The 19493-nt window shown below is 73.6% G+C and carries 23 protein-coding genes; 10 read left to right on the top strand and 13 right to left on the bottom strand.

The annotated features are described in order from the left end of the window. Positions 1–25: 25 nt before the first annotated feature. Entirely contained in the window at positions 26–226 is a 201-nt protein-coding gene (locus tag ACFUC1_RS16090; protein WP_056915613.1) for a helix-turn-helix domain-containing protein, read from the bottom strand. 299 nt (positions 227–525) lie between these two features. Next, entirely contained in the window at positions 526–1722 is a 1197-nt protein-coding gene (locus ACFUC1_RS16085; RefSeq protein WP_379121546.1) for an acetoin utilization protein AcuC, read from the bottom strand. Between the two features lie 100 nt (positions 1723–1822). On the opposite strand from ACFUC1_RS16085, the gene ACFUC1_RS16080 reads away from it, so the two are divergent. Next, positions 1823–2488, top strand: coding sequence for a potassium channel family protein (locus ACFUC1_RS16080; protein ID WP_379121544.1), 666 nt, complete (start codon positions 1823–1825; stop codon positions 2486–2488). Positions 2489–2565: 77 nt separating this feature from the next. Here the strand turns inward: ACFUC1_RS16080 and ACFUC1_RS16075 are convergent, their stop codons facing one another. From ACFUC1_RS16075 to ACFUC1_RS16035, 9 genes are all read right to left on the bottom strand, one after another. Next, the gene (locus ACFUC1_RS16075; protein WP_379121542.1) at positions 2566–3093 is read right to left on the bottom strand and encodes a GNAT family N-acetyltransferase; all 528 of its coding nucleotides are present in this window, start codon (positions 3091–3093) and stop codon (positions 2566–2568) included. A 34-nt stretch (positions 3094–3127) separates the two neighbouring features. Next, positions 3128–3667 carry a GNAT family N-acetyltransferase gene (locus ACFUC1_RS16070; RefSeq protein WP_379121540.1) on the bottom strand — a complete coding sequence of 180 codons (540 nt, stop codon included), beginning with the start codon at positions 3665–3667 and terminating at the stop codon, positions 3128–3130. 13 nt (positions 3668–3680) lie between these two features. After that, positions 3681–4487 carry a pyrroline-5-carboxylate reductase gene (proC, locus tag ACFUC1_RS16065; protein WP_379121538.1) on the bottom strand — a complete coding sequence of 269 codons (807 nt, stop codon included), beginning with the start codon at positions 4485–4487 and terminating at the stop codon, positions 3681–3683. Between the two features lie 37 nt (positions 4488–4524). After that, complete coding sequence (locus ACFUC1_RS16060; RefSeq protein ID WP_379121536.1) at positions 4525–5475, bottom strand: proline dehydrogenase family protein; 951 nt, start codon at positions 5473–5475, stop codon at positions 4525–4527. A 69-nt stretch (positions 5476–5544) separates the two neighbouring features. Continuing rightward, positions 5545–6279 carry an ABC transporter permease gene (locus ACFUC1_RS16055; RefSeq protein WP_379121534.1) on the bottom strand — a complete coding sequence of 245 codons (735 nt, stop codon included), beginning with the start codon at positions 6277–6279 and terminating at the stop codon, positions 5545–5547. Further along, positions 6279–6998: an ABC transporter ATP-binding protein gene (locus tag ACFUC1_RS16050; RefSeq protein WP_379121549.1), complete on the bottom strand. Its 720-nt coding sequence runs from the start codon at positions 6996–6998 to the stop codon at positions 6279–6281. The genes ACFUC1_RS16055 and ACFUC1_RS16050 overlap by 1 nt, the downstream gene beginning before the upstream one ends. A 73-nt stretch (positions 6999–7071) precedes the next feature. Then, the gene (locus tag ACFUC1_RS16045; RefSeq protein WP_379121532.1) at positions 7072–7665 is read right to left on the bottom strand and encodes a TetR family transcriptional regulator; all 594 of its coding nucleotides are present in this window, start codon (positions 7663–7665) and stop codon (positions 7072–7074) included. Beyond that, a complete protein-coding gene (locus ACFUC1_RS16040) occupies positions 7662–8492 on the bottom strand; it encodes a sugar phosphate isomerase/epimerase family protein (protein ID WP_379121530.1) in 831 nt (276 codons plus the stop codon). Before ACFUC1_RS16040 ends, ACFUC1_RS16045 begins: the two co-directional genes overlap by 4 nt. A gap of 81 nt (positions 8493–8573) precedes the next feature. Then, positions 8574–9500 (bottom strand): Ppx/GppA phosphatase family protein, encoded by a 927-nt coding sequence (locus ACFUC1_RS16035; protein WP_379121528.1) that lies wholly within the window; start codon positions 9498–9500, stop codon positions 8574–8576. A 66-nt stretch (positions 9501–9566) separates the two neighbouring features. Between ACFUC1_RS16035 and ACFUC1_RS16030 the strand changes: the two genes are divergently transcribed. The 9 genes from ACFUC1_RS16030 to ACFUC1_RS15990 all read left to right on the top strand — a co-directional run bounded on the left by ACFUC1_RS16030 (position 9567) and on the right by ACFUC1_RS15990 (position 17614). Continuing rightward, on the top strand, positions 9567–10070 hold the full coding sequence (locus ACFUC1_RS16030) for a hypothetical protein (RefSeq protein WP_379121526.1): 504 nt from the start codon (positions 9567–9569) through the stop codon (positions 10068–10070). Between the two features lie 25 nt (positions 10071–10095). Then, complete coding sequence (locus ACFUC1_RS16025; protein WP_379121524.1) at positions 10096–10899, top strand: hypothetical protein; 804 nt, start codon at positions 10096–10098, stop codon at positions 10897–10899. Next, positions 10896–11594 carry a class I SAM-dependent methyltransferase gene (locus tag ACFUC1_RS16020; RefSeq protein ID WP_379121522.1) on the top strand — a complete coding sequence of 233 codons (699 nt, stop codon included), beginning with the start codon at positions 10896–10898 and terminating at the stop codon, positions 11592–11594. The genes ACFUC1_RS16025 and ACFUC1_RS16020 overlap by 4 nt, the downstream gene beginning before the upstream one ends. A 44-nt stretch (positions 11595–11638) precedes the next feature. After that, positions 11639–12067: an SRPBCC domain-containing protein gene (locus tag ACFUC1_RS16015; protein WP_379121520.1), complete on the top strand. Its 429-nt coding sequence runs from the start codon at positions 11639–11641 to the stop codon at positions 12065–12067. Positions 12068–12176: 109 nt separating this feature from the next. Then, entirely contained in the window at positions 12177–12644 is a 468-nt protein-coding gene (locus ACFUC1_RS16010) for a GyrI-like domain-containing protein (protein ID WP_379121518.1), read from the top strand. Between the two features lie 64 nt (positions 12645–12708). Beyond that, positions 12709–14091, top strand: a complete 1383-nt coding sequence (radA, locus tag ACFUC1_RS16005) for a DNA repair protein RadA (RefSeq protein WP_379121516.1) — start codon at positions 12709–12711, stop codon at positions 14089–14091. A gap of 42 nt (positions 14092–14133) precedes the next feature. Beyond that, positions 14134–15210 carry a DNA integrity scanning diadenylate cyclase DisA gene (gene disA, locus ACFUC1_RS16000; RefSeq protein WP_379121514.1) on the top strand — a complete coding sequence of 359 codons (1077 nt, stop codon included), beginning with the start codon at positions 14134–14136 and terminating at the stop codon, positions 15208–15210. Next, a complete protein-coding gene (locus ACFUC1_RS15995; RefSeq protein WP_379121512.1) occupies positions 15207–16127 on the top strand; it encodes an A/G-specific adenine glycosylase in 921 nt (306 codons plus the stop codon). The genes disA and ACFUC1_RS15995 overlap by 4 nt, the downstream gene beginning before the upstream one ends. Then, a complete protein-coding gene (locus ACFUC1_RS15990; protein ID WP_379121510.1) occupies positions 16124–17614 on the top strand; it encodes an MFS transporter in 1491 nt (496 codons plus the stop codon). Before ACFUC1_RS15995 ends, ACFUC1_RS15990 begins: the two co-directional genes overlap by 4 nt. Positions 17615–17734: 120 nt before the next feature. Here ACFUC1_RS15990 and ACFUC1_RS15985 read toward each other — a convergent pair whose 3' ends face one another. Continuing rightward, positions 17735–18214 carry an amino-acid N-acetyltransferase gene (locus tag ACFUC1_RS15985; RefSeq protein WP_379121508.1) on the bottom strand — a complete coding sequence of 160 codons (480 nt, stop codon included), beginning with the start codon at positions 18212–18214 and terminating at the stop codon, positions 17735–17737. A 19-nt stretch (positions 18215–18233) separates the two neighbouring features. Further along, positions 18234–19397 carry an LCP family protein gene (locus tag ACFUC1_RS15980; protein ID WP_379121506.1) on the bottom strand — a complete coding sequence of 388 codons (1164 nt, stop codon included), beginning with the start codon at positions 19395–19397 and terminating at the stop codon, positions 18234–18236. Positions 19398–19493: the final 96 nt, after the last annotated feature.

The raw sequence follows: 19493 nt of genomic DNA, 5'->3' as shown, positions 1-19493 counted from the left end.
CCCCCGTCGTGCGGTCAGCACATCGTCACGCGGTGTCGACGTAGGACGTCCGGAGGTACTTGTGCACGGCGTCCTCCGGAACCCGGAAGGACCGGCCCACGCGGATGGCGGGAAGCTCTCCGGCGTGCACCATGCGGTACACCGTCATCTTCGACACGCGCATGATCGAGGCCACCTCGGCCACGGTCAGGAACCGCACCTCGGCGAGCTGTCGCTCGTTGGACATGAGTCACCTCGATCTCTCACACGTTCGCATCGCCGGCTTCCCCTCCGGCGGACCTCTACGCTCGTGCAGAGTGAACTGTAGGGGCAGATGTGACCAGTGGGGAAGTCATTCAGGAAACTCCCTGCCGGAGTCCAGCCGACACGCCGGACCCCGACCGGGATTTCCTCCGAGACTCGCACACCGCGGCCCCACCGGCCACCCCTGCAGTCGACCCCGACCTCAGTCGAACTGTCGCGACCGACTCCTCACCCTCCGGTCCTCGCTCGCTGGCGCTCGCTGCGATCCTCGGGCTGTCGTCGTCAGTCGAACCAGGGGTCGAGGCCGTGCAGCGGGAAGACCGCCTCGCGGGTCGCCATGATCGCCCGGTCGACCTCGCTGTGCGGGTTGTAGCCCATGTCCCACGGCTGGTGCCAGATCGGCCCGTCGGCCGGGTCGAGGTCACCCATCCGCCGCGGCCCCTCGCGCCCGTATGCCGTGCGCACGTGCTCCAGCCAGTCCTCCGGGACCGCCGCGGTGAGCGGCACGGGCGCGTGCGCGGCGATCGCGGTGAGGTGCGTCCAGGTGCGCGGCACCACGTGCACCAGCTCGTAGCCGCCCCCACCGAGCGCGACCCAGCGGCCGCCGCACACCTCGTGGGCGAGGCGGTGCAGGGCGTCGGCGGCGCCACGCTGGGCGTCGACCGACAGCGCCATGTGGGCGAGCGGGTCCTGCACGTGGGTGTCGCAGCCGTGCTGGGTGACGAGGACGTCGGGCCGGAAGGCCCGGACCAGGGGCAGGGCGGTCGAGTGCAGCGCCCGCAGCCACGCCGAGTCCCCGGTGCCGGGCGGCAGCGCCACGTTGACCGCCGAGCCCTCCGCACCCTCGCCACCGATCTCGGACGGCCAGCCGGTGCCCGGGAACAACGCCCGGCCGGACTCGTGCACCGAGACCGTCAGCACGCGCGGGTCGTCCCAGAAGAGGCTCTGGACGCCGTCGCCGTGGTGGACGTCCACGTCGACGTAGGCCACCCGCTGCGCACCGTGGTCGAGCAGCCACTGGATCCCGACGGCGATGTCGTTGTAGATGCAGAATCCGGAGGCGTTGCCGGCCATCGCGTGGTGCAGGCCGCCGCAGAAGTTCACCCCGTGCTCGGCCCGGCCCTCCCACACGTCCGCGCACACCTGTCGGGTCCCCTCGACCACGCGCGCGCTCGCCTCGTGCATCCCGAGGAACGCCGGGTCGTCGTCCGTCCCCAGCCCCCGCGAGGTGTCGGCGGCGCGGGGGTCCTCGGACGCCGCCCGCACGGCCTCGACGTAGGCCGGCTCGTGGACCGTCAGCAGGAGCTCGTCATCGGGCGCCACCGGGGAGAAGACCTCCACGCCGTCGGCGTCGAAGACCCCGAGGGCGTCGCACAGCCGCGCGGTGAGGTCGAGTCGCGCGGGGTTCATGGGGTGCCCCGGACCGAAGTCGTACGCGGTGAACCCGGGGTCCCAGACCACCCGCACCTGTGAGGGCATGGCCGCACGCTACCCGCCGCAGCGGGCGCGGGCACCCACGGGTCCACCGCGACCGGGCCGGCCCGGCATACGGGCCTTGGGCACGCGGTAGCGTTCCCCCGTGGCGAAGAAGCTCTACGAGGACGACGTCCTGGTCATCGGCCTCGGCCGGTTCGGTGGCGCCGTGGCGGTCGAGCTGCAGCGGCTCGGGCACACGGTGGTCGCGGTCGAGCTCGACGCCGCCCGCGCCGAGACCTTCCTCGGGAAGGTCTCCAAGATCGTGCAGGTCGACGCCAGCCAGCCGGCCGCGATGGGCAACCTCAAGGCCCGCAACTTCAAGCTGGCCGTGGTGGGCATCGGCTCGTCCGTCGAGGCGAGCGTCCTGTGCGCGATGAACCTCGTCGACGCCGGCATCCCCACCATCTGGGCCAAGGCCCTGACCCCGGAGCACCAGCGCATCCTCGAGCGCATCGGGGTGCAGCACGTCATCGCGCCCGAGGCCGACAGCGGCCGCCGCGTCGCGCACCTGCTCAACGGCAAGCTGATGGACTACATCGAGTTCGACGACGGGTTCGCGATCGTGAAGATGCGTCCGCCTCAGGAGGCGATCGGCTTCACGTTGGCGCAGAGCGCGATCCGCTCGAAGTACGGGGTGACCGTCGTGGGCGTGAAGTCGCCCGGCGAGGACTTCACGTATGCCGTGCCGGAGACCAAGGTGACCGGGCACGACACCCTCATCGTGAGCGGTCCGACGTCCCTCATCGAGCGGCTCGCCTCCCGCCCCTGACGGCCACGGGCCTCCGTCCCCGGACCGGGGCGGGGGTGCCGCCGCCCACCCGGTGAGGAGCGCGCCGAGCTGGGGCCTCAGGCGAGCGTCGGCACGCCGCGGTCGTCACCCAGGGGCAGCACCATGGCGATCTCGTCCTCGTCGCCGCCGTTGCTGACCCTCATCGGGCGACGGCTGTCGGTGGGGCGGAACCCGAACCCGCTCGCGAACGCGACCGCGGCACCGTTGTCCGTGCCGACCCAGTACGCGAGGTGGCTTCGGCCCTGCGCCCTCGCGGTGTCGGCGCCCGCCTGCACGAGCTGCGTCGCGACACCGGTACCCCGCGCCTGGGGCCGGACCCACAGCCCGAAGAGCTCGGCCACCCGCTCGGGGGCGTCCTCGGCATGGCCGACGCTGGCCACCCCCACCGCGTTGCCGTCGGCATCCTCGGCCAGCAGCCGCTGCGAGCGGCGCATCCGCAGGCGCCAGAGCTCCTCGTCGTACCCCTGCTCCTCGGCGAGGGTGGCCGCGAACGCCTCCGGCGACTCCTCGAGGGCGGCCAGGCGCACGGATCGGTAGGTCTCCCACTCGTCCTCGGTCAGCCCGCGCACGGTGATCTCGCTCATGCGCCCCACTCTCGCACGGGCGAGGGCCGGGAAGTCAGATGGGTTTGCCCAGAGTTTGCCAAGAGCGCACTGTGTCGTCGCTGAGAACGAGCTCCATCTCCAGCTCGGTGATCGAGGGGTCGTGCGGCATCTCGCCGGTGCGGCCGGTCGGCATGAAGCCAATGTGCTCGTAGAGCGCCCGCGCAGGTGCGTTCTCGTGCGCCACCTCGAGCAGCACCCGCGACAGCCCCCGCTCGGCGGCCGACTGCAGGACGGTGCGGACGAGGCGCGCGCCAACGCCGCGCCCGCGGGCCCTGGGCGCGACCCACATGCCCACGAGAACGCACTCGTCCTCGGGCTGCTCCGGCAGGCGCACGCAGGCCACCGACCCGAGCGGCTCGGTGCCACCCATCGCGAGCCAGGTGTGCGACGCGGCGACCATGGCCCGCCACTCCTCGTCGGTGCGCGCGGCGGCCTCGGCATACGTCGTCCAGAAGGCGCGCGGCGCGTCCCGGAGCATGGCGAGGCGGACGTCCCGGTAGGTGCGCCAGGTCGCCTCGTCGACCCGGACGACCCGAACGTCGTCCCCGTCCACGTCGCCCACGGTGTCAGTCGTGGCCGCTCGCCAGCTCGTGCGAGCGGCGGGCGGCTGCCTCCATGGCGGAGATGAACGCGGCCCGGACCTTGTGGTCGTCGAGCGTGCGCAGGGCCGCGGCGGTCGTCCCGCCCGGCGAGGTGACCTGCTCGCGCAGGACGGTGGGGTGCTGGCCGGTCTCGCGGATCATCGTGGCGGCGCCGAACAGCGTCTGGACGACGAGCTCGGTGGCGGTGGGGCGCGGCAGCCCCAGCACGACGCCGGCCTCGATCATCGCCTCGACCACGTAGAAGATGTAGGCCGGTCCCGAGCCGCTGATGGCCGTGACGGCGTCCTGGTGCTTCTCGGCCACCTCGACCACCCGCCCGCAGGACCGCAGCAGCTCCGCCGCCTCGGCGAGGTGCGGGGCGTCGGCGCTGCGGCCCCCGCTGACCGCGGCCATCCCCTGGTCGACGAGCGCGGGGGTGTTCGGCATGACGCGCACCACCGCGACGCCCTCGGGCAGGCGGCTCTCGAGGAAGGACGTGGGGATGCCGGCCGCGAGGCTGACGACCAGGTTGCCCGGCTGCACGTGGTCACGGATCTCCTCGACGAGGCCGGCCATGTCCTGCGGCTTGACGACGAGGACGAGGGTGTCCGCCGCCTCCGCGGCCTCGGTGTTGGACATCGCCCGCACGCCGTAGCGCTCGACGAGCTCCCGCGCGCGTTCGGGGCGACGGGTCGTCACCACGAGGTCGGCGGCGCTGCGGCCGGAGCGGACCAGGCCGGACAGCAGGGTCTCCCCCATCACGCCGGCGCCGAGGATCGCGACTGTGGACATGGGGGCAGTCTTCCAGCCGGCGGGCCGGCGGCGCCCGTCAGTTCCTGGTGACGAGACCGCGCAGGAAGAACGCCGTGTTGGCGGGTCGCTCGGCCATGCGCCGCATGAGGTAGCCGTACCACTCCTCGCCGTAGGGCAGGTAGACGCGCATCTGGTCGCCGCGGTCGGCGATGCGCTTCTGCTCCTCGGGCCGGATGCCGTAGAGCATCTGGTACTCGAAGCTCGTGGCGTCGCGGTCGTGGTGGGCTGCGAGCGCGCCCGCGATCTCGATGAGCCGCGGGTCGTGGGTGGCCACCATGGGGTAGCCGTCGCCGGCCATGAGGACCTTGAGGCACCGGACGTAGCTCTGGTCCACCTCGGCACCGGACTGGTAGGCCACCGACTCCGGCTCCTTGTAGGCGCCCTTGCACAGGCGGACGCGGCTGCCCTCGTGGGCCAGGTCCCGGCAGTCGCCCTCGCTGCGGCGCAGGTAGGACTGGATCACCGCACCCACCCACGGGAAGTCCTTGCGCAGCTCGCGCAGGGTCTCCAGGGTGGCGTCGGTGGTGGTGTGGTCCTCCATGTCGAGGGTGACCGTGGTGCCGGCGGCCGCGGCGGCCTCGCAGATCTCACGGGCGTGCTCGAGGGCGATCTTGTCGCCGTCGCCCGGCAGGTACTGGCCGAGGGCGGACAGCTTCAGGCTGACCTCGCCCATGCCGTGCTGCGAGAGGTCGGCGTCCGCGAGGGCACGGAGCAGCTCGAGGTAGGCGTCACGCGTGCGGATGGCCTGGGTCAGGTCGGTGGTGTCCTCGCCCAGGTAGTCGATCGTGGCGAGCCGGTTGGTCGTCCGCAGCTCGGCGGTCGCGCGCACGACGTCGGCCGTGCTCGCGCCGGGGATGAACCGGTGCACCACCTGGCGGCTGACGGGCGCCTTCTCGATGGTGCGCCGCACGGCGTCGCTCTTGGAGAGCTGGAGCAGGCTGTTGCGGAGCAGGTCACTGGCGTCCACGGGGATCCTTTCGCGGCGGGGGCCGCGGACAAGGCTAACGGTGGCCGGCCCCCGCCACGACCGCGGGCGTCAGGCGGTCCGCCGGCGCAGGGTGAGGCTACCGAGGACGAGGGCGACGGCGACCCAGAGCACGATGATCCCGGCGTCGGAGGCGACGTCGCCGCCCGCCGCGGCACTGGTCGTGACCGACTTCATCGCGTCCACGGCATACGACAGCGGGAGCACGTCGGAGACCCAGCGCAGGACGTCCGGCAGCCGGTCGCGGGCCACGAGCAGGCCGCACAGCAGGAACTGCGGCAGCACGAACGCCGGCATGAACTGGACCGCCTGGAACTCGGTGCGCGCGAACCCGCTCGCGAGCAGGCCGAGCGCGGTCCCGAGCACGGCGTCGAGCACCGCCACGACGACCAGCAGCCACAGGGAGCCGGCGACGTCGAGCCCGCACACCCACACGGCGAACGCGGTCGTGACGAGGGCCTGGACGACGGCCATCAGGCCGAAGGCGATCGCGTAGCCGAGCATGAAGTCGCCCTTGCCCATCGGGGTCGTGAGCAGCCGCTCGAGCGTGCCCGACGTGCGCTCGCGGAGGGTGGCGACGCTGGTGACGACGAACATGACGATGAACGGGAAGACGCCGAGCAGGGCGGCCCCGATCGCGTCGAAGACCGGGGTGCCGCTGAAGACCCAGGCGAGCAGGCCCATGAGCACGAGGGGCACGACGAGCATGAGCGCGATCGTGCGGTGGTCGGCACGCAGCTGGGCGAGGACCCGGCCGGCGGTGACGGCGGTGCGGCGGACGTTCATCAGGCTGCCTCCTGGGCTCGGTCGATGAGGGCGAGGAACGCGCCCTCGGCGTCGTCGGCGCCGGTGCGACCCAGCAGCTCCTCGAGGGTCGCGTCGGCGAGCACCTCACCCTCCCGGAGCAGCAGGAGCCGGTCGCAGCGCGAGGCCTCGTCCATGACGTGGCTGGAGACGAGGAGCGAACGCCCTTGTGCCGCAAGGCGTCTGAACAGGTTCCACAGGTCGCGGCGGAGCACCGGGTCGAGGCCCACGGTGGGCTCGTCGAGGACGAGCAGCTCGGGGTCGTCGACCAGGGCCGCGGCGAGCGAGACCCGCGAGCGCTGGCCGCCGCTCAGCCGGCCCACGAGCACGTCGGCGTGGCTCGTGAGGTCGACCGACTCGATGGCGGACTCGACGGTGGCGCGGTCGGCACCGAGCACGTCGGCGAAGTAGCGGACGTTGGCCCGCACCGTGAGGTCGTCGTACACGCTCGGCGACTGGGTCACGTAGGCGACCCGGCGGCGCAGCGAGGGAGAGCCGGCCGCCTCGCCGAGGACCCGCACGTCCCCGGCCTCGACGACCTGCACGCCCACGATCGCGCGGATCAGCGTCGACTTGCCGCTGCCACTGGGGCCGAGCAGCCCCACGACCTGCCCAGCTGGGATACGTGCGGACAGGTCGGGCAGGACCGTGCGACCCCCTCGCACCACCCGGAGGTGGTCGATCTCGATGACGTTTTTCATCATGTGTTGAAATGTACGCCGACAGAGGGACCCGCACAAGGGTTTCCGGGGCACGAGGGCGGGGGGTCGCCGGTCAGGGGGCGAGGTAGCGCTGCAGCGTCGGCCCGACCTGGGCCACGAGCTCGTCGTGGCTCGCGGCCACCACGGCCGGGAACTCCACGACGTAGCGCATCATCGCGACGCCGATCATCTGCGAGGCGGCCAGCCCGGCCCGCAGCTCGAGGTCGGCCGGCGGCTCCCCCTCGCCCGCCATGGCGGCCGTGACCCTGCCGAAGATCTCCCGGGTCAGGAACTCGCGCAGCATGCGGGTCGCGTCGTCGTGGCTGACGGCCGCCCGGATCAGCGCCTGGAACCGCGGCCGGCCCTCCGGTGAGTCCCACAGCGCCAGGAAGGTGCGCACCAGCGACTCCCCGACCTGCTCGCGGGGGCCGGCGACCACCCGGTCGACGAGCGCCGCGGGGTCCGCCGGGACGTCCATGACCGCGGCGAAGAGCTGGGGCTTGCCGCCGAAGTAGTGGTGGACGAGGGCGGGGTCGACCTCGGCGCGCCGGGCGACGGCGCGCAGCGAGGTGGCGTCGTAACCGTTCTCGGCGAACTCCGCCCGTGCCGCGGAGACGATGCCCGCCCTCGTGTCCGCACCACCCGGGCGCCGGCCGCGGGGGCTCACCGCCAGGCCGCCGGGGACTGCGCCGTCGTGGCGGTGGCCAGGTGCAGCCGGGCGAAGGCCAGCGCCTCGGCGAGGTCGATGTCGCGCTGCTCCGGGGTCACCCGCCGGGTGCCGACCTCGACGACGACCGAGCCGGTGAACCCGCGGGTCGCCAGCAGCTCGAGGAACTCGGCGCACGGCTGCCCCCCGCGGCCCGGGACCAGGTGCTCGTCCTTGGGCGACCCGAGCCCGTCGGCCAGGTGCACGTGCCGCAGCCGGGGCCCCAGGGCTGCCGCCATCGCCATCGCGTCGGACCCGGCCGTCGCGGTGTGCGAGAGGTCGAGGGTGACGTTGTCGTACGCCAGCGGGACGGGGTCCCAGTGCGGCAGGTACGCCTCGAACTCACGCTGGCGGGCACGCCACGGGAACATGTTCTCGACGGCCAGGGCGATCCCGCTCTCGTGCTCGCGCAGCGCGATGCCCTCCACGAAGTCGCGGGCGTACTCCTTCTGCCAGCGGAAGGGCGGGTGCAGCACGACCGTCGACGCACCGAGGTCCGTGGCCAGCTCGATCGACCGGTCCACCTTGGTCCAGGGGTCGGTGCTCCACACCCGCTGCGTGAGCAGCAGCGTGGGCGCGTGCACCGAGACGACCGGTATGCCGTGCAGCTCGGAGAGCGCCGCGAGGGCGCCTGCCTCCTGCGAGACGGGGTCGGTCCAGACCATGACCTCGACCCCGTCGTAGCCGAGCCTGGCTGCGGTCGCGAACGCCGAGGCGCAGGACTCCGGGTAGACCGACGCGGTCGACAGGGCCACGGTGGCACCTGGGATCGACACCGCTCCGGCCATGGCCACGAGCGTACCGAGGCCCTTGGGCACCGGCCCGGGGGCCGCCGGGCGGCCGGGCCGGCAGCCCGCCCCTCGACCCGGTCAACGCATCGCGTCGAGGCGGTCGAGCAGCACGCCCTCGCGCAGGGCCCACGGGCAGATGTCGAGCCGCTCGAGGTCGAGCAGGTCCATGGCCGCCTCGGCGACGAGCGCCCCGGCGAGCAGCTGGCGCGAGCGCTCCCTCGACACGCCGGGCAGCTGGGCCCGCTGGGCCGCCGTCATGGTGGAGACCCGGCCGACGATGTCGGTGACGTCGTCGCGCGCGAGACGGCGCGGCGCGTACGGGCCCTCGCTGCTGGGGGCGGCGCCAGCGATCCGCGCCAGCGAGCGCATGGTCTTTGAGGTGCCGACCGCGCGGTCGACCGGACCCACCTTGCTGATCGGGCGCACCGCCGCGGCGAGGCGCTGGCGGATCACGCGGCGCGCCTCGCGCACCGCGTCGGGCGGTGGCGGGTCGCCACGCAGGAGGTCCCGCGTCAGCCGGCCGGCACCGAGCGGGAGGCTCACGGCGGCGTCCGGGTCCTCGTCCATGCCGGCGGCCAGCTCGAGCGAGCCGCCGCCGATGTCGACGACCGCGAGGGTGCCGCTCGACCAGCCGAACCAGCGGCGCGCGGCCAGGAAGGTCAGCCGCGCCTCGTCCTCGCCCGACAGCACCTGCAGGTCGATCCCGGTGTCCGCGCGCACGCGCTCGAGCACCTGCTCGCCGTTCGGCGCCTCGCGGATCGCGCTGGTGGCGAAGGCCATGACCTCCTCGACGCCCTGGTCCTCGGCCACGGCGAGGCAGTCACGGACGAACCGCGCGAGCGCCTCCTCCCCCGAGTCGGCGATGCGGCCGTCGTCGGTGACGTGCTCGGACAGCCGCAGCTCGATCTTGTGCGACGTCGCCGGCAGCGGCTGGGCTCCGCGGTGGGCGTCGACCACGAGCAGGTGCACGGTGTTGGACCCGACGTCGACCACTCCGAGGCGCATGGACCGACCGTAGCCCCGGGTAGCCGTGCTCAGGCGGGAACGGCCGGACGGTGGCCATGATGGGGGATGCCCTCCGCAGCAGGCACCGCGACCGACCACGTCACCCGGCCGGCGTCCGGCCCTTCCCGGATCTGGCCACGCACCGCGGCGCTCGTCCTGCTCGGCTGGGTGCTGCTCGCGTGGGACGTCGTCGCGGCCGGCATCAACGCCGCGGCCTTCTTCGGCGACATCCCGTCACGGGACCGGTACGCGGAGTCCGGTGCCGCCCTGCTGACGGCGCTGGTGCCGGTGGCCCTGCTGTGCACGATCGGCCTGCTGTCCCGGTGCCGCTACGGGCTCCTGCTCCTCGCGGCCCCCGCAGCCGTCGTCGCGGCGCTCGGTGCCGACCTGGCCGGCAGGGCGGGCGACCCCGCTGACCCCGACCCGCACCGCCCCTTCGCCGCCACGGACCTCGTCGCCGACCTCACCCGGCTCAACTGGGTCGCGACCGGGGCGCTCGTCGTGGTGCTCGCGGCCCAGGTGGCGTGGGCGGTGCGACAGTCCGGCAGGCGGCCGGATCCGCAGGCGTGACAAGGGCGGGACGTAGGGTGGCCGCGTGGCTGAGACCCCCCTCGACACCGCCCGGATCTGGGTGGAGTTCCCCGACCCCGCCGACGCCAACCAGCGCTTCCGCTGCGACCTGACCTGGCTCACGTCGAGCTGGACCTGCATCTTCGGGAGCGGGTGCCAGGGGATCTACGCGGACCGGCCCGACGACGGCTGCTGCACCCTGGGTGCGCACTTCACCGACGACGACGACGTCAAGCGGGTCAAGAAGGTGGTCAAGGAGCTCGGCGAGGACGAGTGGCAGCACCACCCCGGCTCGACCAAGCAGGGCGCGTGGACCGAGCTCGAGGACGGGGCGCGCAAGACCAAGGTCGTCGACGGCGCCTGCATCTTCCTCAACCGGCCCGGCTTCCCGGCGGGCGCCGGCTGCGCGCTGCACCAGCACGCCGTCCTCACCGGCAAGGAGCCGCACACGGTCAAGCCCGACGTGTGCTGGCAGCTGCCGATCCGCCGCACCTACCGCACGGTCGAGCTGCCCGACGGCTCGTCGTGGCAGGAGGTCACGATCACCGAGTACGACCGTCGCGGCTGGGGCCCCGGCGGCCACGACCTCGACTGGTACTGCTCGGGCAACCCCGAGGCCCACGTCGGCCGCGAGCCGGTCTTCCGCAGCAACCGGGGCGAGCTGGTCGAGCTCATGGGAGAGGCCGCGTACGCCGAGCTGGAGCTGCGCTGCGAGGCGCACCTCGCGAGCGTGAAGGCGGCGCGGAACGCCTACTCCCGCAAGATGTTGCCGCTCCTCGTCCACCCGGCGACGCTCGCCGCCCAGGAAGCCGCTCGCAACCGCCGGTGACCGACCAGCACGAGCCCACGCGCAGCCCGAACATCTGGGACAGCCCGGACGTCTACGAGCTCGAGAACCGCGGCGTCGACCGGGCCGGTCTCGTGGAGGCCGCGATGGCCGAGCACCACCCGTTCGAGGGTGCCGACCTGCTCGACGTCGGCTGCGGCAGCGGCTACCACCTGCCGCGCTTCCTCGCCCTCGAGTGCGCCTCCGTGGTCGGCGTCGAGCCCCACCCTCCCCTCGTGTCCCTTGCGCGCCAACGGGTTTCAGGTATGCCGGGGGTGCGCGTCGTGGAGGGCGTGGCCCAGGCCCTGCCCCTCCCCGACGACAGCGTCGACATCGTCCACGCGCGCTGGGCGTACTTCTTCGGCGCCGGCTGCGAGCCCGGCCTCGCCGAGGTCGCGCGGGTCCTGCGACCCGGCGGCACGGCATACGTCATCGACAACGACGCGACGCGATCGACGTTCGGGCGCTGGTTCGCGCGCGCCTACCCGGGCTACGACGCCCTTGCGGTGCAGCGGTTCTGGACCCGCCAGGGGTGGCAGCGCCACCCCTTGACGATCGCGTGGGAGCACGACAGCCGCGAGAACTTCGAGGCGGTCGTGCGGATCGAGTTCCCGGAGACCGCCGCCGAGGGGATCCTCGCCGAGCACGAGGGGACGTCCGTCGACTACGCCGTCAACCTGTGGTGGCGCCACTTCTGAGACCGGCGCAGGATGTGGGGCACCGCAAACCAAGGGAGGTTCTCATGACGGGTGCCATCGCCAGGGCGCAGACCGAGGTCGCCGCCGACCGGCAGCGGGTGTGGGAGGCGCTGACCGACCCGGGCCAGGTCGCGCAGTACATGATGGGCAGCCGGGTCGAGACCGACTGGCAGGTCGGGAGCCCGATCACCTGGTCGGGCGAGATGGACGGCAAGCCCTACCAGGACAAGGGCGAGGTGCTGCGCGCCGACCCGGGCTGGCTGCTCGAGGTCACGCACTACAGCCCGCTCATGGGCGAGGAGGACCGGCCGGAGAACTACCACACGGTCCGCTACGAGCTGGCGCAGTCCGACACCGGGACGGTCGTCACGCTCACCCAGGACGGCTGCTCCGACGACGAGCAGGCCGAGCAGTTCTCGCAGAGCTGGCAGGGCATGCTCGACGGGATGAAGGAGCTCGTCGAGCGCGGTTGACCCCTGCGCGCGCGGCACCGGACGGCCGGTCCACCGGGCCCCGGGTCGATGGTCCCTGCCTCCCCGCGCGACGCGTCCCTAGCGTGGGAGTGGACGGAGGGAGGTCGCCGTGTACGACGTCACGTTCACCCGCGAGAGCGGTCGCCGCGTCGCGGTCGTCTGCTACCAGGCCCGGCCCGAGGAGATCGGCGCCAAGGCGGGTGAGGCGTTCGGCAGGGTGGCCGAGCACCTCGCCAGGACCGGGACGCCCGTGACCGGTCCCGCGGTGTCCTGCTACACCACCGGGCCGGAGGTCTTCGACGTCGCGTCCGGTTTCGTGGTCGGTGAGGGCGCCCAGCCCGGCGACGGTGTCGAGGTGGACGACCTGCCGAGCTGCGAGGTCGCCACCACGACCCACGTGGGGCCCTACGACGAGCTCGGCAAGGCGTACGACGCACTGCGCGCCGGCGCACTCGCCCACGGCCGCCGACTGGTCGAGGACGGGATCATGTGGGAGGAGTACTGGAGCCCGCCGGGCACGCCGCCGGAGCAGACCCGCACGGTCGTGTGCTGGCCCGTGGCGCCCCAGGAGGACTGACCCGCCCTGCCGAGCGAGGTGCGCCTGCCGGGTGCTGTCGGCGCCGCCACGTAGGTTCTGGGCCATGGCGGCGAAGACGAGGACCTCGAGCGGCTACCGCTGCTCCGAGTGCGGCTGGACCACGGTCAAGTGGGTCGGCCGCTGCGGCGAGTGCCAGGCGTGGGGCAGCGTGAGCGAGGTGGGGGCCGTCAGCGCCCGCACCACGCCCGCCGCGCGCGTGGACCGTCCCGCGCTGCCCATCGGCCAGGTCGACGTCCGCAGGGCGGAGGCACGGCCAACGGGGGTCGGCGAGTTCGACCGGGTCCTCGGTGGCGGCCTCGTCCCGGGCGCCGTGGTCCTCGTGGCCGGCGAGCCCGGCATCGGCAAGTCCACGCTCCTGCTCGACGTCGCGGCCCGCGCGGCCCGGCAGGAGACGGGGCGCACCGTCCTCTACGTCACAGGTGAGGAGTCGGCCGCGCAGGTGCGTATGCGCGCCGAGCGGATCGAGGCGATGGCCTCGACGCTCTTCCTCGCCTCGGAGACCGACCTCGCCACCGTGCTGGGGCAGGTCGAGGCCGTGCAGCCCGACCTGCTCGTCGTCGACTCGGTCCAGACCATCGCCAGCGGCGAGGTCGAGGGTGCCGCCGGCAACGTCAGCCAGGTCCGCGAGGTGACGGCGTCGCTCATCGCGGTGGCCAAGGCCCGCGGCATCGCCACGCTCCTGGTCGGCCACGTCACCAAGGACGGGTCGATCGCCGGCCCGCGGGTGCTCGAGCACCTCGTCGACGTCGTCGTGCAGTTCGAGGGTGACCGGCACTCCCGGCTGCGACTGGTGCGCGCGGTGAAGAACCGCTACGGGCCCACGGACGAGGTCGGGTGCTTCGACCTCTCCGACGTGGGGATCGTCGGGCTGTCCGACCCCAGCGGCCTGTTCCTCTCGCGCAACACGCTCTCCGTGCCGGGCACCTGCGTCACCGTCACCCTCGAGGGCCGGCGCCCGCTCATGACCGAGGTCCAGGCGCTCGTGGCGAAGTCCGAGATCCCCACGCCGCGGCGGGCGACCAGCGGCCTGGACTCCGCCCGGGTGGCGATGATCGTGGCGGTGATCGCCAAGCGCGCGGGCGCCCCGATCGGCGGCAGCGACGTCTACCTGTCCACCGTCGGGGGCGTCCGGCTCACCGAGCCCGCGTCCGACCTGGCGGTCGCGCTGGCGATGGCCAGCGCGGTGAAGGACCAGCCGCTGCCTCCCGACGCCGTCGCGTTCGGCGAGCTCGGACTCGCCGGCGAGCTGCGCCCCGTCACCGGCATACCGCGTCGGCTGGCCGAGGCGGCACGGCTGGGGTTCCGCACGGCGTACGTGCCGGCAGGCACCGCGGGCAACGGTCCGGCGCCGGACGGGATGGCCGTCGTGGAGTGCCCAGACATCCGCTCCGCGGTGCGCTCCGCACTGCAGTCCCCACCCGGTTAGACTCCCGCCAGACCGACCGGCAGAACACAAGGGGCCCTGAGAGTGGAACTTCGCGAGGACGATGCGCTGCGCGCCACCCTCGCCGCCGTGGCACCCGGCACCGAGCTGCGGGACGGCCTCGAGCGGATCCTGCGCGGGCGCACCGGCGCCCTGATCGTGCTGGGCCACGACCGCGTGGTCGAGAGCCTGTCGACCGGCGGCTTCCCGCTCGACGTCGAGTTCTCGGCGACGAGGCTGCGCGAGCTCGCCAAGATGGACGGCGGCATCGTCCTGGACCGCGAGGCCTCGCGGATCCTGCGCGCCGCCACCCAGCTCGTCCCCGACCCCTCGATCGAGACGAGCGAGTCCGGCACCCGCCACCGCACGGCCGAACGCGTGGCCAAGCAGACCGGGTACCCCGTCATCTCGGTGAGCCAGTCGATGCGGATCGTCGCGCTCTACGTCGACGGGCGCCGGCACGTGCTCGAGGACTCCAGCGCCATCCTGTCCCGCGCCAACCAGGCCTTGCAGACCCTCGAGCGGTACAAGGCCCGGCTGGACGAGGTCACCGGCACGCTGTCGGCCCTCGAGATCGAGGACCTCGTGACCGTGCGCGACGTCGCCAGCGTCCTGCAGCGCCTGGAGATGGTGCGTCGCATCCGCGACGAGATCTCCGGGTACGTCGTCGAGCTCGGCGTCGACGGCCGCCTGCTGACCCTCCAGCTCGAGGAGCTCACCGGCGGCCTCGGCAACGACCGCGAGCTCGTCGTCCGCGACTACCTGCCCTCGGCCCGGCTCGAGCTCACCCTCGAGCAGGCCATGGAGGCCCTCGAGGCGCTCACCTCGACCGAGCTGCTCGACCTGTCCGCCGGCGCCAAGGCGGTCGGGTTCACCATCGGCGGCGACGCCCTCGACTCCGCCGTCAGCCCGTGCGGCTACCGCCTGCTCAGCAAGGTCCCGCGCCTGCCCGGCGCCATCGTCGACCGCCTCGTCGACCACTTCGGGAGCCTGCAGAAGCTGCTCGCCGCCAACCTCGAGGAGCTCATGGACGTCGAGGGCGTCGGCGAGGGCCGCGCCCGCGCCGTCCGCGAGGGCCTGTCGCGCCTCGCCGAGTCGAGCATCCTCGAACGCTACGTGTGACCCGCTCGGCGGCTCCCGAGCTGCTGCACGCCCCTGCGCTGCTGCACGCCCGGGTCCTGCCCTGGTACGCGTCCGCCGCCCGCGACCTGCCGTGGCGCCGGGACGACGCCACCCCGTGGGGGGTCTTCGTCTCGGAGGTCATGCTCCAGCAGACACCGGTCGTGCGCGTCCTGCCCGTCTGGCAGGAGTGGCTGCAGCGGTGGCCCGCACCGGCGGACCTCGCCGCCGAGGCGTCGGGCGAGGCGGTCCGGGCGTGGGGCCGGCTGGGCTACCCACGCCGGGCACTGCGCCTGCACGCCGCGGCGACGGCGATGGTGGCGCGCTTCGACGGCGCCGTGCCGGGCACCGAGGCGGAGCTCCTGACCCTGCCGGGGGTCGGGACGTACACCGCGGCCGCAGTCGCGACCTTCGCGTTCGGCGAGCGCACCACGGTGGTCGACACCAACGTCCGTCGGGTGCTCGCACGGGCCGTGGAGGGCATCGAGTACCCCGCCGCCTCACCGACGCGGGCCGAGCTCGCCCGCGCCGGGTCGCTCGTGCCCGCGGCCCCGCGGGAGGCGCGCACCTGGAGCGTGGCCGTCATGGAGCTCGGCGCCCTCGTCTGCACCGCCCGGACGGCCAGGTGTGACCAGTGCCCGCTCGCGGACGTGTGCGCCTGGCGGCTCGCGGGCCACCCTCCCCACGCCGGCCCCGCGCGCCGTGGGCAGTCCTGGCACGGCACCGACCGGCAGCTGCGCGGCAGGCTGCTCGCCGCCCTGCGGCACAGCACCGAGCCCGTCCACCGGTCCGTCCTGGAGGCGCTGTCGGACGACGTGGTCCAGCGCGAGCGCTGTCTCGACTCCCTGGTGGCGGACGGCCTCGTCGAGCCGCTCGACGAGGACCTCTTCGCCCTGCCCGGCGGGAGCCCCAGGACATGACCCACGGGCCCGGCGCGACCGGCCAGCAGCCCCACCACTCCGGTGGCCACGGGGACCGGACCGCCTCGTTCCGCCACCGTGCGGCGTCGGCGGGACGCGCCATCGGCCGCGGAACCGTCGCGGGAGCGCGACTGGCCGGGCGCGGAGGCCGGGCTGGGGCCCGTCGGGCGCGCGCCTACACGGCGTCCGCCGGGGCCGGCGAGACGGGACTGGCCCGGCTCATCGAGCTGCACTTCGTCAACCTCATGGGTGACGCCGCGCTCACGGTCTCCCTCGCAGGCACGATCTTCGCGATCCCCACCGACGAGGCCCGCGGCCAGGTCGCGCAGTTCCTCGCGCTGACCATGGCGCCGTTCGCCCTGCTGGCGCCCTTCATCGGACCGCTGCTCGACCGGTTCCGACACGGCCGCCGCTGGGCCATCGGCACCACCCTGGCCCTGCGCGCGTTCCTGTGCTGGGTGCTCGCCGGCGCGGTCGCCGACCACTCGGCCTGGCTCTTCCCGGCGGCGCTCGGGTGCCTCGTCGCGTCGAAGGCGTACGGCGTCACCCGCGCGGCCGCCGTGCCACGGCTGCTGCCCGCGGGGTTCAGCCTCGTCAACGCCAACTCCCGCAGCGCGCTGGCCGGTGTCGCCGGGATGGCGATCGGCGGCGGGCTGGCGGGCGCCGCCGCGCGGGTCGGACCGCAGTGGTCGCTGCGGCTGGCGTTCCTCATCTACGTCGTCGCGACCATCCAGGCGATCCGGCTGCCGGCCCGGGTCGACTCCAGCGTGGGCGAGCACGACATCGCCGACACCGTGCCGCTGCACCTGCCGCGCACGGCGGCCCTCGAGCCCCGCGCCGGTTTCCTCCGCCGGGTCCGCGCCCGCGTCGCGGCGCTGCCGCCGACGGTGCTCGCCGCCGTCTGCGGCGCCATCGGCGCGCGGCTGCTCTCGGGATTCCTCACCCTGTTCATGGCCTTCCTCATGCGCGAGAATCCGATCCCGGGCCACAACGGGACCGTCGTCCTCGGCCTGGTCGTGGGGGCCGCCGGTGCGGGCAACGCCCTGGGCACCGTGGTCGGCAACGCGCTGCGCAGGCACCGGCCGGACGTCATCGTCGCCGTGGCCCTCATCGCCGAGGTCCTCACTGCCCTGGCTGCTGCGGTCTTCTACTCCCTCGGCACCCTGCTCACGCTCGGCCTCTGCGCCGGCCTGACCGCGCAGCTCACCAAGCTGAGCAGCGACGCGGTGGTGCAGCGCGACATCGAGGAGTCCGTCCGCTCGCGGGTCTTCGCCTGGTCCGAGACCGTGCTGCAGATCGCCTGGGTCGTCGGCGGCGGCATCGGGATCGCGCTGCCGCTCGTGCCGCAGTTCGGTTTCGGCGTCGTCAGCGGGCTGCTGGTGCTGGTCCTCGCGGCGACGGTGCGCATCCGCCTCTCCGCGCGACCGGCCCGTGTCGGCGGCTCCCGGGACGGTGGTGGCCCCACCGACGCTCGCGGTGTGTCGTGACCGTCGGCCACACGCCCGTACGCCGCCCACACCTACCGGGGCGGCTGGGCAGCGTGCTCGACAGCCCCGGCCCGCCGGCGCGGCACAGGTCCACGGGTAGCGGCTCGGCTGCGACCGATCTCAGAGGGTCCGGAGCATCCGGGTGTTGCCGAGCGTGTTGGGCTTGACCCGCTCGAGGTCGAGGAACTCGGCCACGCCCTCGTCGTAGGACCGGAGGAGCTCGGCATACACCAAGGGGTCCACGGCCTGACCCTCGATGACCTCGAAGCCGTGCCGGGCGAAGAAGTCGACCTCGAAGGTGAGGCAGAAGAGCCGCTCGACCCCGAGGGCACGGGCGTCCGCCACGAGGGCCTCGAGCAGCAGCCCGCCCAGACCTGTGCCCTTGGCCCGCGGGCTGACCGCCAGCGTCCGGATCTCGGCGAGGTCCTCCCACATGACGTGCAGCGCACCGCAGCCGACGACCGCACCCTCGCGCTCGGCCACCCGGAACTGCTGCACCGCCTCGTAGTAGGTGACCGCGTCCTTCTTGACGAGCACGCCCGCCTCGGCCAGCGGGTCGACGAGCCGTCGGATGGCGCGGACGTCGGTGGTCCGCGCCATCCTCACCGTGCCGGCGGGCTCAGCCAAAACGCCCACCGCGCAGGCCCGCGAACATCTTCGACGCCTCAGGAGCCAGGAAGACCACCGACTGGGCGCCCTGCATACCGGCCCGGCCGGGGGCCACCTGGCTGCGGAAGGCCGCCGCCGGCGTCCGGAACGCCATGGAGGACAGCGTCAGCACCTTCTCCGCGGACAGGTTGGTGATCACGTGGGGGCCGATCCGGGTGAGGTAGCCCGGCAGCGAGCGCGGGCCGGCCACGCGGAGCATGGTCGCGCCGGCGAGCATGATCAGGCCCTGGTTGGCCGAGCGACCGAAGTCACCGCCGACCACGGTGTGCCGGTCCCGGGCGAAGTTCAGCGCGCGAAACCCGTCGAGCATGTTGGGACCCTTGCGCACCAGGGTGTCGCCCAGGGTCCCGATGACCGTGACGGGGGCGTCGAAGCGCAGGCCTCCGACCGCGTCGACGGCGGACTGGAAGCCGCTGAAGCCGGTCAGGACGTAACCCTCGAGCGGGACCCCGGTCACCGACGTCACCGTGCGCTGGAGCGCATCCGGGCCCCCGAGGGACAGCGCCGAGTTGATCTTGCCGACGCCGCCGACGGACAGCGGGACCCAGGAGTCGCGCGGGATGCCGCCGACGGCGCCGGAGCCCTTGCCGTCGAACGCCACGATGTGCAGGCTGTCGCCGCGCGCGCGGCGGGGGTCCTCGCCGGGGCGTGCGTCGGACCCGACCACCAGGACCCGGCGCAGCCCCGCCGGTTGCGCAGCGACCTTCATCGACGGCCACCAGCCACCGACGACCCGCCAGCCGCCCTCCTTGACGAGGAGCGTCGCGTCCCGGTCGAAGGTCACGACCGCGATCGGGGTCTTGCCCCACGTGCCCACACTGCCGGCGGTCGCCACCGACCCGGTGAGGGGTGCCCGCGCAGCGAGCGGGGCGGCAACCCCGGGGCTGGCCGCCACCGGACCCCCGTGGTACAGGCGAGTCATCACGGCCAGGAGGTCGGCGGGGATGCCGGTTCCGGTGACCTGGGGTGCGGGGGGCTTCGTCGTGGTCGTGCTGGACGAGGAGGTTGTCGGGGCCTGCCTCGGCTTGGCCTTGGAGCACGCCGCCACCAGGGACGAGGCGGCAGCGGCGACACCGAGCAGGACGGATCTACGGGTGAGCGGGGATCGTGGCACGGGCTCCAGAGTAGGGGCGGGGCACGTCGGTGGTGGGCACCCACCCCGCACGGAGGGACGCGAAGGGGTCCCAAGGATGCACGAACGGGCGGCACC

Source organism: Pedococcus sp. NPDC057267, assembly GCF_042668795.1.
Lineage (GTDB): Bacteria > Actinomycetota > Actinomycetes > Actinomycetales > Dermatophilaceae > Pedococcus.
This window is presented reverse-complemented; position numbering and strand designations above follow the sequence as displayed.

Bases quoted from the DNA above. Each gene is read 5' to 3' on its own strand.
- ACFUC1_RS16015 (WP_379121520.1), top strand. From the start codon at position 11,639: ATGACGGGTGCCATCGCCAGGGCGCAGACCGAGGTCGCCGCCGACCGG.
- ACFUC1_RS16030 (WP_379121526.1), top strand. From the start codon at position 9,567: ATGCCCTCCGCAGCAGGCACCGCGACCGACCACGTCACCCGGCCGGCG.
- ACFUC1_RS16075 (WP_379121542.1), bottom strand. From the start codon at position 3,093: ATGAGCGAGATCACCGTGCGCGGGCTGACCGAGGACGAGTGGGAGACC.
- ACFUC1_RS15990 (WP_379121510.1), top strand. From the start codon at position 16,124: ATGACCCACGGGCCCGGCGCGACCGGCCAGCAGCCCCACCACTCCGGT.
- proC (WP_379121538.1), bottom strand. From the start codon at position 4,487: ATGTCCACAGTCGCGATCCTCGGCGCCGGCGTGATGGGGGAGACCCTG.
- ACFUC1_RS16050 (WP_379121549.1), bottom strand. From the start codon at position 6,998: ATGAAAAACGTCATCGAGATCGACCACCTCCGGGTGGTGCGAGGGGGT.
- ACFUC1_RS16040 (WP_379121530.1), bottom strand. From the start codon at position 8,492: ATGGCCGGAGCGGTGTCGATCCCAGGTGCCACCGTGGCCCTGTCGACC.
- ACFUC1_RS16055 (WP_379121534.1), bottom strand. From the start codon at position 6,279: ATGAACGTCCGCCGCACCGCCGTCACCGCCGGCCGGGTCCTCGCCCAG.
- ACFUC1_RS15985 (WP_379121508.1), bottom strand. From the start codon at position 18,214: ATGGCGCGGACCACCGACGTCCGCGCCATCCGACGGCTCGTCGACCCG.
- radA (WP_379121516.1), top strand. From the start codon at position 12,709: ATGGCGGCGAAGACGAGGACCTCGAGCGGCTACCGCTGCTCCGAGTGC.
- ACFUC1_RS16085 (WP_379121546.1), bottom strand. From the start codon at position 1,722: ATGCCCTCACAGGTGCGGGTGGTCTGGGACCCCGGGTTCACCGCGTAC.
- ACFUC1_RS16090 (WP_056915613.1), bottom strand. From the start codon at position 226: ATGTCCAACGAGCGACAGCTCGCCGAGGTGCGGTTCCTGACCGTGGCC.
- ACFUC1_RS16035 (WP_379121528.1), bottom strand. From the start codon at position 9,500: ATGCGCCTCGGAGTGGTCGACGTCGGGTCCAACACCGTGCACCTGCTC.